The organism is Aggregatimonas sangjinii (assembly GCF_005943945.1).
GTDB lineage: Bacteria > Bacteroidota > Bacteroidia > Flavobacteriales > Flavobacteriaceae > Pelagihabitans > Pelagihabitans sangjinii.
Window position 1 is genome coordinate 4436607 of sequence record NZ_CP040710.1, and the last position, 12394, is coordinate 4449000.

Sequence of the window (12394 nt, forward strand, 5' to 3'; positions counted from 1 at the left end):
TTAGAAATGCGATGAGACGGTTCCTAAAAGTTGTCCTCATAATTTTAGCCCTTTTTGCCATTGCATATTTCGGGTACAAAGAACTTCAGCAAACGAGTTCTTTGCTCGGTAAGGTACATGTTAATGCTGATAGTGCCATAAAAATCGGGATTCATGACATAAAGGAAACTTTGATCTTGGATGCACTTGCCGCGCCCTTATTTTATTACGAGCAGACAAAATTTTCGAAATCCGATGATGAAGATGCGCCTGACAAGGGTATCGATTTGTCTCCTTACAACCTTGTTCTTTTCACGGTTCCAGATATCGAAAACACTTTTTTTGGCACCCTTGAAATAAAGGATTCGAAGTCATTTGAAGCGTATATCGCCAAAGAACTGGAAAAAAAATCAGCTACGGTCGACGAGACTCCAAATTCGGATTACCAATTCGCCAAAATTGAAAAATCGAAAATTATTTTGGCATGGAATACCGAACAGCTGGTTTTTGCCCTAGCTCTAGATCAGAAACCGGAATCATTCCATTCTATTTTTAAGGATGTCCTGACCGATGGAAAAACGATTTCCGATGGTGATCATTCCTTGATTACGGCACTTGCGGATCATGATAATCATGTGATCTTTGCAAATTCAAGCGGCAACATTACTCTTGATTTCGAGGATGGAAAGGCTCTTATCGCTGGAAATATCCTTACCGACAACCCGCAAAGATTTCAATCGGAAATCAGTATTGACAGCATACCCGATACATCTTTTATGATGTATTTGGATGCGAATTTTGAAAACGCCTTGAACAAGGAAAAAGTCGTAAATGTCTTAGAATCCGTTTCATTTTTTCAAAAGAACGCCTTGAACGTATCGGAGTTGGCCAACCGCACCAACGGTTTCCTTAGCCTGGCGATTGCTGGTACGACCAAGCAATTGGACACGGTCATCACCTATGACTATGACGACAATTTCGAAAAGGTCGAGGAACTTTCCCTGCAAGAGCGACAAGTACCCAAGGCACACATCACCCTAGGTGGGGAAAATCAAAGTTTAAAGGACTATCTGATTGCACAAAAGGCAATCGACACCAACGGAATCTTCAAGCCTTTTCCTCTTTACACGCTTTATGTGAAGGAAGGGTCCATGAATACCGTTTTTGACACATTTGAAGAAAACCTCGTTGCTCAGAAACAACTTAGTTCAAGCTTTTTTGGTTGTCGCATCGATTTTCGAAAACTGACTGCTGATATGGATGTTCCGCGATTGGGTCCCTACGTTGCCGATTTAAGGGAAATGAAAGTATTCGCTACACAAAAAGAAGGAAACCAGGTGATGGTGCATGGGGAGCTGACCGCAACTCATCCCAATATCAATATCCTCTCACAACTGGCGCTAAAAAAGCCTCTAGATTCCATTCAATAAGTCATTAGATACCGAAGAAACGGTATGCACTTACCGACCGGTAGGTCGGTTGGTGTTGCATGATGTCGATAAGCCCCCATCTTTATTGTGCTTCGTCGATGAACGACCCCCAATAATCGAGGGTTGTTTTAAGGGGTGTTATTTCTTCTTAATCCAAAATAGACCAGCTGGTCGGTTTAGGGTATATGAGATCGTTTTTCTTCTTTCCGTATGAAATGCCGCTACCAAGCCGCCCCGCACCACATATTTGTTCGTAATTTAGTCTTATGAACCTAAGTTATTGGGAGTATAAGACCTGGCTGTACAATGTAGATTTTACCATTATAGGTAGCGGCATTGTTGGCCTGAACACGGCCCTATCCCTAAGTATCCGTTTTCCTAAAGCCAAAATACTGGTGTTGGAGAAGGGAATTTTGCCTCAGGGCGCCAGTACTAAAAATGCGGGATTTGCCTGTTTTGGAAGTATTTCGGAAGTTTTGTCCGATTTGCGGCAGCATTCCGAGCAAGAGGTGCAGCAGTTGGTTCAAAAGCGATATGATGGCATTCGAATGCTACGTAAAAATTTAGGTGATGCCGCTATCGATTTTCAACAACTTGGGGGGCATGAGCTTTTCGTGGAAAAAGGGCAAGAACTGTTCGAAGAGTGCATGGAGAGCATTTCCAAGATGAATGAACTGTTGTATCCCGTTTTCGGGGTCAATGCCTTTCAGACGAATGCCAACAGCTTTCGTTTTAAAAACATCAACGAGCAATACATTACCAACGTACTGGAAGGGCAAATCGATACGGGTAAAATGATGGTCTCCCTTTTACGGAAAGTACAACAGAATAATGTGCAACTACTGAACGGGGTTTCCGTAGAAGAGATTGATGACAATGGAGGTTCGGTTACCGTAAAAACGGACCAATTTGAATTTAACTCTAAAAAGATTCTGATGGCGACCAACGGTTTCGCGGCACAACTGCTACAGGAAGACATTCAGCCCGCACGTGCGCAGGTGATATTGACCAAACCAATCCAAAACCTTCACATAAAAGGCACTTTTCATTTGGATGAAGGCTACTATTACTTTCGAAACATCGATAACCGCATTCTTTTCGGAGGTGGAAGAAATCTTGATATCGAGAACGAAACGACCTATAAATTCGGAAAAACCGATGTGATTCAGAAGCAATTAAAAAAACTATTGAAGGAAGTCATTTTACCCGAAACCCAATTTGAACTAGACCGAAGCTGGAGTGGGATTATGGGTGTTGGCAACCAAAAAAGACCGATTGTAAAACAGGTATCGAACAATGTGTACTGTGGAGTGCGGTTGGGAGGAATGGGAATCGCCATAGGTAGTTCGGTAGGAAATGAATTGGCCGATCTTATAGACTAATTGGTATGATGATCAAAGAACAACTCTACGCATTTTGTAAGCGCTATATCGAAAATCGACTTTCAAACATACAGGATAGCATCAAAGGCATTCAAGAAGCTCTGAATTCCGAAACAAAAAGTAGTGCGGGAGACAAACACGAAACGGGTCGTGCCATGCTGCAACTGGAACGGGAGAAATTAGGCCAACAATTGGCAGAGGCGGAAAAAATGGAGACTACATTATCTAGAATACCTATTGCCCGGCCATCGGCCGTTGTTACTTTAGGCAGTTGGGTAAAGGCCTCGAAGGCCGACTATTTCTTGGCGGTATCGGCAGGGGAATGCGTCATCGGGGATGACCACGTCTTCTGTATATCGGCGGCCACACCGATTGGCGTGCATGTCTTCGGAAAGTCAGTTGGTGACTTCTTTACTTTTAATGGGGAGCGCATCGAAATTCTTGAAATACGATAAATCTGAAAACTTGGGAATAGCGGTTTTTTAATCCCAGCTCGGCTTGGCGCGATTTGCTTTTTTCTGTGCGTTCCGTTTTTTGGAGGCTATCCGTTTTTCAATAGCCGATCTTTTGGGTCTGGTCTTCCTTCTTTTTTTAGGAATTTTTATCGCGTTTTCCAGAAGCTCGAGCAATCGTTTGATGACAAGCTCTTTATTCTTGTGCTGGCTGCGACTTTCGTCACATTGTAGCAGTAAAACATGTTCTTTGGTAAGACGGTTACCCAACTTGAGCAAGATGCGGTTTTTTTCTTGTTGGGTCAGCCCGTTGGAATTTTGGACTACAAAAGAGAGTTCGATTTTGGTAGCGACCTTATTTACATGTTGACCGCCGGCACCACTGCTGCGTACCGCTTTGAAATTCAATTCCTGTATAATCCGGTCTTTATCCAGTTTCTATATTTTGGATAAAAATACGTAAAACAGGGCTTTTCACGCTTTTGTACTATGCTTTAGGAAAGGTCTTTTGGTCTCGAAAAGGCGATTTAAGCACAGGTTATCACATACCCGACATTCGCTTATTGATAACTTCTATAGCGATATTCAAGAAAATATGCGAACCTTCTTCAATGACCATGTGGTGGTGAAAATAAATCTTTTGATTTTCATAGATACCTTCGATAAGGTAATGCCCGCCCATGTAGAAAGAACTTGTGACGGTAACCTCCAGACCTGACTTTTCGGAGACCTTGAATTCGTGGGCATAGACGATAATACGCCTCTTTGTATCGGCATACGACTTGATAATGTTTATCGGGATTTTGTTGGCCTCGCCAAATAGTGAAGCGATATAGATATCCTGTGGTCTTTGGTATAGGTTTTTCGGATTGTCCTTAGCGATGATCTTCGTATTCCTTAAGACGACTACCCTATCTGCAAATGGCAGCATGTCGTTATGATCATGGGTTGCCGTAAGCACGGTTACCCCTTTCTTTCTAAGGTATTGGAATAAGGTTCTACGAAGGGTGTTCTTACGAAAGTTATCGATGTGGCTAAAGGGCTCGTCTAGCAACAATATATCCGGTTCTTGTGCCAATACCCGAGCTAGGGCAACACGTTGTTGCTGGCCACCACTCAAATATTTCACTTTTGTTTTGGCAAAAGGAACCATTTCGATCATCTGCAAAAGTTCATCGGTGCGCTCTTTTAGTGCTTCAGGCTCAAAATGGGAAAGGTATTGCGAAATGTTTTCGGCTACGGTAGTATAAGGCATCAAATCAAAGTCCTGTGAGAGGTATTTCATATAAGGCTCTCCTGGAACTAGATTGTACAGCGGCCCTAATACCTGTTGTTCGCCCCAATACACTTCCCCTATGTTTATCTGCAAAAGGCCATAGATGATCTTTAGGAGGGTGCTTTTGCCGCAGCCACTTTCACCGATGATGGCAACATGTTCGCCCTTTTTTACGTTAAGATTGATATCCTCTAAAACAGGAACCTCATCATAGGCAAAAGAAACATGGTCGACGTGAAGCATTTTTTGTATTTGGTTGAGATTCTTAGGTGCTTGTTTATACACTAGAAACGGTGATTCTAAAGAATTATTGATAGATACGCAGTTTTAGGTGTATTTAGACGAAAACATGTGATTATTTCCGAATACATAGTAGTCGTAATTCAACAAAATCGGTTTTTTAGGTTATATAATTGAACATTTTATTAAATTTGCCGGTCCGCCAATCAATTTTAACCTACATGATGTTTTGAAAAGTTTCTCCCGAAAAGACACGAATCTGTGCTTGGTAATCCTACTTACCATTGATATTATTTTCTTTATAGGGCATCTCGCCCTTATTTTATACGATTGGGGAGGGCCATTCATGTCATTGACCGAAGAAGGAGGTATTCCGGAGATGTACCAATATCTTAAATTTATACTGATCATTCTGATGTGCAGTTTTTTGATCATTAAAAAAAATCAGCACGTCTTTATCTTCTGGTTTTTGCTGTTCGTACTTTTCTTTATTGATGACGCTTTCGAGTTCCACGAGACCTGTGGCGCGTTCTTAATGAATCTCTTTGATTTAAAAGCGTACTGGGGACTCCGGGCACAAGATTGGGGAGAGCTAACCTACGCCGCTCTATGTGGCTTAGCCCTTATACCGCTATTGATTTTTGCCTATGTCAAAGGGAGTGACCAAATAAAAAAGGTCTTTTTGGATATTGGAATCCTTCTAGGACTCTTTTTGTTCTTTGCAATTGTCGTTGATATGGTTCATTCTTATTTTACGGAGGCCAAAGACAACATCAGCTACTTTTTCGGAATGCTAGAGGACGGTGGAGAAATGATTTTGTTAAGTATCATCGTTTGGTACTTCTATTTTCTGATCAAAAACTCATCGGACGAACAAGTATATCTCCATCAGTATTTACTCCATAGTAAATAGTACCAGCAGCACAGTAATCGTTTTGAAATTACTCCTTGAATTCTTTTAGTACGGCCTTGCTCGGTAAATCTTCAAACCCCATATTATAGAGCGTAAAGCCGAAGATGTCGGCATACTGCGCTATGGTCTTACTCACGGGGGTCCCGGCACCATGCCCCGCATTGGTTTCGATACGAATCAATGTCGGGTTCGTACCGGCCTGCTTTTCCTGAAGTTCCGCTGCAAATTTAAAACTGTGTGCGGGTACCACACGATCATCGTGGTCTCCGGTAGTGACCAAAGTGGCGGGGTATGCTACGCCTTTCTTTACATTGTGAACAGGGGAATATCCTTTTAAGTATTCGAACATTTCCTTGCTATCTTCTGCGGTACCGTAATCGTAAGCCCATCCGGCCCCGGCGGTAAAGGTATGATAGCGCAACATATCCATCACGCCCACTGCGGGCAGGGCAACTTTCATCAAATCGGGTCTTTGGGTCATTGTAGCGCCTACCAGAAGCCCACCATTACTGCCTCCTCGAATGGCCAGATATTCAGAGGCCGTATATTTTTCACTGATTAAATATTCCGCGGCAGCGATAAAATCATCGAAAACATTTTGTTTCTGCATTTTGGTTCCGGCATTATGCCATTTTTTTCCGTATTCCCCTCCGCCCCTGAGGTTCGGTACGGCATAAATGCCGCCTTGTTCCATCCAAACGGTATTGGCAATGCTGAACGAGGGTGTTAAACTAATATCGAAGCCGCCATAACCATAGAGTATGGTAGGATTTTTACCATTCAGCTCAAGCCCTTTTTTATGTGTAATGATCATAGGTATTTTAGTGCCGTCTTTTGAGGCATAAAAAACTTGATTGCTTTCGTAGTCATCGGGATTGAAATCTATTTCAGGTTTCCAATGCACCGCGGATTCTCCGCTCTCGACGTTATATTTAAAAGAGGTTCCCGGAGTTTTGTAGTTGGTAAAGGAATAGTAGAATTCCTTATCCTCTTTCTTCCCCCCGAAGCCGGACGCGCTGCCGATTCCCGGTAAATTAACTTCCCGTACCAATTGACCGTTATAATCGTATTGGAGCACTTTCGAAATGGCATCGACCATATATTCCGCAAAAAAATAACCCCCTCCGGTATTCGGGGTGAGCACATTTTCCGTTTCGGGAATGAAATCTTTCCAGTTTTCTGGAGCGGGGTTCGTCGCATCAACCGTTACTATTTTTGTGTTCGGGGCATTCCTGTTCGTAACAATATATAGCTTGGAGCCTACATTTTCTATTATAGATACATCAGAATCGGTGTCGGACACCACAGGAACGAGTAATCCGTTTGGATCTTTGAGGTTTTGAATGAAAAGTTTGTTACCAGAAGTTGATGTTCTTGCCGAGAGGATCAGGTAATTCTGATCTTCGGAAACCCCGGCACCGACATAGCGATGTTTTTCATTCGATTTTCCACCATAGACCAGTTGATCTTCTTTTTGGGGAGTTCCCAATTTGTGGAAATACACTTTGTGCTGGTCGGTTTTAGCCGACAGCTCGCTACCCTTTGGCTTATCGTAGCTAGAATAGTAAAAACCTTCATTACCTCTCCAAGACAAGCCGCTAAATTTAATGTCGACAAGGGTATCTTCAACTATTTCTTTGGTGGCTGCGTTCAATACGATTGCTTTGCGCCAATCACTACCCCCTTCGGATATCATGTACGCGGCCATTGAACCATCCTTCGTAAAGCTAAGCCCTGCAAGCGATGTTGTGCCATCCTCGGAAAAGGTATTCGGGTCTAGGAAGACTTCCGCTTCACCACCGTCTTGCTGTCGGTAGACTACATATTGATTTTGCAATCCATTATTTTTATAGAAATAGGTATAGTTCCCTTCTTTGAAAGGAGAACTTACTTTTTCGTAGTTCCAGAGTTTCTCCAATCTATTTCTTAAGTCCGCACGAAATGGAATTTTTTCCAAATAGCCAAAGGTCACCTCATTCTGCGCTTTAACCCATGCCTCGGTTTCAGGGCTGCGATCATCTTCCAGCCAACGGTAGGGGTCCTTGACCTCTGTTCCAAAATGAGTGTAAGCGGTATCGACTTTTGGAGTTAAGGGATAGTTCACGGCAATAGGTTCTTTTTTGGTTTCTGATTCACAGGAAAATAGTAAGGCGAGAACCATTAAGGTGGGATAGATTCTTTTCATTTTTTATAAATTGATATGCCCTAAAAATACCACAAAAAGAAAGGAAATCGATGTATTTTACGTTTGCTTAACGTTTTTGGAAGGAGGTCTTCAATGAAATACGAAAATAATTCTATGTTAGAATATCATATTATACCAATTGGTTTTTGACCAAGTATTCTGCGATTTGCACTGCGTTGGTCGCGGCACCTTTTCGTAAATTATCCGAGACGATCCACATGTTCAAGGTATTGCGCTGGGTCTCGTCCCTACGAATACGGCCTACGAAAACCTCGTCCTTATCATGTGCGTAGATTGGCATCGGATAGGTATTTGTGTCGGGATTATCCTGAACGGTTACCCCGGGTGTATCGTTTAGGAGTTGCCGCACCTCGTTCACTGTAAAATCATTTTCGAATTCAACGTTTACGGATTCCGAATGGCCTCCCGCCGTAGGAATTCTCACTGCGGTGGCAGAGATAGAAAAAGTACGATCATCTAAAATTTTCTGGGGCTCTCGTGCAAGTTTCATCTCTTCTTTTGTGTATCCGTTTTCCATAAAGACATCGCAATGCGGTAAAGCATTTCTGCTAATAGGATAGGGATAGGCCATTTCGCCCTTGATACCTGCAATTTCGTTCTCTAATTGGCGAACAGCTTTGACCCCAGTCCCAGATACCGATTGGTATGTAGATATAACCACACGCTTCATCTTGTACTTGATATGCAGGGGCGATAGGGCCATAACCAATTGTATGGTCGAACAGTTGGGGTTGGCGATGATTTTATCGCTCGACGTCAATTTCCCCGCGTTGATTTCTGGAACGACCAGCTTCTTATCAGGGTCCATGCGCCAAGCCGAGGAGTTATCGATTACCGTAGTGCCCACTTCGGCAAATTTGGGTGTCCATTCAAGAGAGGTATCGCCGCCCGCCGAAAAAATGGCAATTTGCGGTTTGGCCGCGACAGCGTCGGAAAGCCCGATAATGGTATGTTCTTTTCCCTTGTAGGCTAGTTTTTTTCCTACCGATCTTTCCGAGGCCACCAAGAGCAACTCGGTAATCGGAAAATTACGTTCTGCCAATACTTTGAGCATTACTTCGCCTACCATTCCGGTAGCGCCTACCACTGCGACTTTCATCAACTCTCATTTTAGGTTGACAAAAGTAGGCCAACCTGAACTCATGTACAAGCGTAAAAACCGTAAATCAAACAAATACAACAAAAAGTTTCAAATATAACAACCAAAATTGATTTCATTTGACATAAAATACCGGCAACCCTATAGGTATTGATGAGCATGAAACCTACAAAAAAAGAACCCCCGTCTTCCGACAGGGGTTTGATTAGTGTAGCGGTTCTCCTGATTCAGGCGTATGACTTTATGATTTTTTCAACTCATCCCTAATTTCAGCGAGTAGCTCTTCTGCAGTAGGTCCTGCTGGCGCCGGTTCGGGCTCTGGCGCGCGCATCTTGTTGTACCCTTTGATAATGATAAACATTACCAAACCGATAATGACCAAACTTACGATGGTGTTGACCCACCTTCCCCACGCAATTACCGCGGCGCCCGCTTCTTCGGCAGCAGCAAGAGAGGCAAATTCGCCATCCCCAAGAATGTAGAATAAATTGTCGAAATTAACACCTCCGGAAAAGAAACCGACAATCGGCATCACAATATCGGATACAAACCCATTCACAACGGCACCAACGGCACCTGCCATGATAACGGCCACCGCAAACTCGATGACGTTGCCCGTCATAATAAAATCTTTGAATTCTTTTAACATGATTATAGTATTTTAACTGGTTAATTAGTACGCTAAAGTAGGAAAAAAATACTTCCTAATTAAAAGTTAATGAAATTCTTTAATATCCTATGAATGTACGATTTACGCGCTGGGATATTCCCGTAAGCAACTCGTACGATATCGTATTGGCCGTGGCAGCAAACGTTTCCGCCGAAGGGTGATGGCCAAAAACAATGACCTCATCACCTTCTTTGCAGGCTATTCCGGTTACGTCGATCATAATCATGTCCATACAAACGTTCCCTACGATAAAGGCCATCTCCCCATTTACGGTCACAAAGGTGTTACCCTGACCGTATTGTCGACCGATACCATCGGCATGACCTAAAGGTAGTGTGGCGGTCATGCGATAGTCTTTCGTGATAAAAGCACGATTATACCCAACGGTATCCCCAGGTGCGATTTCATGAATTTGTGAAATAACCGTTTTTAAGATGGCTACGGGTTTTAACCGCTTGTCAATTTCGGGATGGTTGCCATAGCCGTACAGACCAATACCGCTGCGCACCATGTCGTACTGGGCTTCGGCATAATTCAAGATACCGGAGGTATTCAATAAGTGCCGAAAGGGTCGATAGCCCAATTGCAAGGCTATCGTCTCGGCGATACGATCGAAACGTTTGATTTGTCTTAGCGTAAAATCTTTTTCATTGGCATCTTCCGACGCCGCCAGATGGGAAAAATTAGAAATGACCTTTATTTCATCCTGTTGTTTTAATTCCTCTGTTATGAAATCAATGTCCTTTTCCGCAAACCCCAAACGGTTAAGGCCAGTATTGAATTTCAGGTGAACGGGATAATTGGTTTGCGCCAGTTTTTTAGCCGTTTTTAAGAATTGGAGCAATACTTTTCTGGAATAAATACTGGGTTCCAGACAATGCGAGATGAGTTCTTCGAAATGCAGCGGCAATGGGTGTAAAACCAAAATGGGCTTTTGAATGCCTGCCTTGCGAAGTGCAATACCTTCTTTGCTATAGGCGACCGCAAAATAATCTACCCCCAAAGCCTGCATTTTCAAAGCGATACGCTCTGCATCACTGCCATAGGCAAAGGCTTTCATTACGGCCAGGAATTTGGTATCGGGTTTTAACTTTCCTCTTAAGAAGTGGTAATTGTGTTCTAGGGCACCGAAATCGATTTCCAATGTCGTTTCGGTCGCCTTACCCATTCGATTTCTTGGTTTTTGAACTGATTTCCTCGGCATCAACGGGTAACTCTTTCACTTTTTCCTTCAACATGGCTTTATAATAGGCCGCGCGACTCAAAGGCTCATATTCTCCGGTTTCTCCGAGCAATACCAAATTGTCATTGCTCGATTTTCGGAAACTGTAGTTGGCAAGGTTGCCGGTTCGCGTGCAAATGGCATGCACTTTAGTAACATACTCGGCCGTGGCCATAAGGGCGGGCATGGGCCCAAAAGGATTACCTTTAAAATCCATATCGAGGCCGGCTACTACAACGCGAACTCCCTTATTCGCCAGGTCATTGCAAACGGTTACGATTTCATCATCGAAAAACTGGGCCTCATCAATGCCGACAACATCGCAGGTATCACCCAAAATACGAATATTGGCCGCAGCGGGAACGGGAGTAGAGCGAATCTCGTTGGCATCGTGGGAGACCACCATATCTTCATCATATCGTGTATCGACCATAGGTTTGAAAATCTCCACTCGTTGCTTTGCGAACTGAGCGCGTCTCAAGCGGCGTATCAACTCTTCTGTTTTCCCTGAAAACATAGAACCACAGATAACTTCGATCCATCCGAATTGTTCTTTGTGGTTAACAGTATTTTCGAGAAACATTTTGTAAATTTAAGCCTAGAATTTAGACGAAAGTAGTGCCTTTTTTCGTTCTTCTTTATACACAGATAAAATTAACAAAAAAGGCATAACTTTTGTTCAGTGCTATTGAATGATGTTGAAATCGTATACCGATGAAGAAAAAACTAAAAGAAGAACTTCGTAAATTATGTACCGATATTATCGTTCATAGCGATAAAGATAGTATTTCCGAGCAATACGAAGCCGCAAAGGAGTTGTATGAAAAGCTGGCAGTACTCAAATTTATCGAAGAGAAACTAAACCATATCGAAATAGACGTTTCTAAAAACATCCTCGCAGAAAGGTTCGAAAAGATGGCGACGGCGGTGTTGAATGAAAATACGAAGGTTCCCGAAAGTAATCCGCACGAAGAGGACATTATGATACCGGGAATGGATACCATTAAGGATATGGTTTCCGAAATGCCTAACGAAGCTCCTGTAGATGAGGTTTTGGCCGAATTTCTCGGAACTCCGAACTATCTTAAGAACGATAAGGAGTTGTTCATGCCCTCAACAGGGGAAACGCGTAAAGAAAAGGTCAAAACAAAATCATTGAACGATAAGTTGAGTGCAAAGGAGTTCAAGGTTGATTTAAACAACCGGCTCGCCTTCGTAAAGCACCTATTCAATGGAAGTATGGAAGACTACAACCGCGTTTTGTCGCAATTGGCTACCATAGATACGGAAGAACGCTCGATCGCCTTTATCAAAAATATGGTCATGCCCGATTACAACAATTGGGAAGGTAAGGAAGAATACGCCCAACGTTTTATGCGTTTGATCGAACGTAGGTTCGCGTGATTCCGTCAAAAGAATTTATAAAGCCCTTTGTCTGAATGATGAAGGGCTTTTTTATGACCAGATTTGATGGCACTCCTTACCTTGTCGGGAAATCTAGAGTCATCTAATGGGGTGTTCAATA

Annotated in this window: 12 protein-coding genes; 5 read left to right on the forward strand and 7 right to left on the reverse strand. The window is 42.9% G+C overall.

What is annotated here, in order from left to right:
• Window positions 1–11 precede the first annotated feature (11 nt).
• The 3 genes from FGM00_RS18505 (at window position 12) to FGM00_RS18515 (ending at window position 3246) form a co-directional block, all read left to right on the forward strand.
• Window positions 12–1409, forward strand: coding sequence for a hypothetical protein (locus FGM00_RS18505; RefSeq protein ID WP_138854344.1), 1398 nt, complete (start codon window positions 12–14; stop codon window positions 1407–1409).
• A gap of 266 nt (window positions 1410–1675) precedes the next feature.
• Entirely contained in the window at window positions 1676–2791 is a 1116-nt protein-coding gene (locus tag FGM00_RS18510; protein ID WP_138854345.1) for an NAD(P)/FAD-dependent oxidoreductase, read from the forward strand.
• 5 nt (window positions 2792–2796) lie between these two features.
• A complete protein-coding gene (locus tag FGM00_RS18515) occupies window positions 2797–3246 on the forward strand; it encodes a 3-oxoacyl-ACP synthase (protein WP_138854346.1) in 450 nt (149 codons plus the stop codon).
• Between the two features lie 27 nt (window positions 3247–3273).
• Here FGM00_RS18515 and arfB read toward each other — a convergent pair whose 3' ends face one another.
• Together arfB and FGM00_RS18525 are read right to left on the reverse strand one after the other, a co-directional pair.
• Window positions 3274–3651 (reverse strand): alternative ribosome rescue aminoacyl-tRNA hydrolase ArfB, encoded by a 378-nt coding sequence (gene arfB / locus FGM00_RS18520; RefSeq protein WP_394344413.1) that lies wholly within the window; start codon window positions 3649–3651, stop codon window positions 3274–3276.
• Window positions 3652–3784: 133 nt separating this feature from the next.
• Window positions 3785–4762: an ABC transporter ATP-binding protein gene (locus tag FGM00_RS18525; protein ID WP_138854348.1), complete on the reverse strand. Its 978-nt coding sequence runs from the start codon at window positions 4760–4762 to the stop codon at window positions 3785–3787.
• 226 nt (window positions 4763–4988) lie between these two features.
• On the opposite strand from FGM00_RS18525, the gene FGM00_RS18530 reads away from it, so the two are divergent.
• Window positions 4989–5672 carry a hypothetical protein gene (locus FGM00_RS18530; protein ID WP_138854349.1) on the forward strand — a complete coding sequence of 228 codons (684 nt, stop codon included), beginning with the start codon at window positions 4989–4991 and terminating at the stop codon, window positions 5670–5672.
• 28 nt (window positions 5673–5700) lie between these two features.
• On the opposite strand, the gene FGM00_RS18535 is transcribed toward FGM00_RS18530, so the two are convergent.
• From FGM00_RS18535 to FGM00_RS18555, 5 genes are all read right to left on the reverse strand, one after another.
• Window positions 5701–7857: a prolyl oligopeptidase family serine peptidase gene (locus tag FGM00_RS18535; protein WP_138854350.1), complete on the reverse strand. Its 2157-nt coding sequence runs from the start codon at window positions 7855–7857 to the stop codon at window positions 5701–5703.
• A gap of 130 nt (window positions 7858–7987) precedes the next feature.
• Entirely contained in the window at window positions 7988–8977 is a 990-nt protein-coding gene (locus FGM00_RS18540; protein ID WP_138854351.1) for an aspartate-semialdehyde dehydrogenase, read from the reverse strand.
• A 241-nt stretch (window positions 8978–9218) separates the two neighbouring features.
• On the reverse strand, window positions 9219–9626 hold the full coding sequence (gene mscL / locus FGM00_RS18545) for a large conductance mechanosensitive channel protein MscL (protein WP_138854352.1): 408 nt from the start codon (window positions 9624–9626) through the stop codon (window positions 9219–9221).
• A gap of 79 nt (window positions 9627–9705) precedes the next feature.
• Entirely contained in the window at window positions 9706–10815 is a 1110-nt protein-coding gene (gene alr / locus FGM00_RS18550; RefSeq protein ID WP_138854353.1) for an alanine racemase, read from the reverse strand.
• Window positions 10808–11452, reverse strand: a complete 645-nt coding sequence (locus FGM00_RS18555; protein ID WP_138854354.1) for a thymidine kinase — start codon at window positions 11450–11452, stop codon at window positions 10808–10810. Before FGM00_RS18555 ends, alr begins: the two co-directional genes overlap by 8 nt.
• Window positions 11453–11583: 131 nt before the next feature.
• Here FGM00_RS18555 and FGM00_RS18560 point away from each other — a divergent pair, with 131 nt between their 5' ends.
• Entirely contained in the window at window positions 11584–12273 is a 690-nt protein-coding gene (locus FGM00_RS18560) for a hypothetical protein (RefSeq protein ID WP_138854355.1), read from the forward strand.
• Window positions 12274–12394 lie beyond the last annotated feature (121 nt).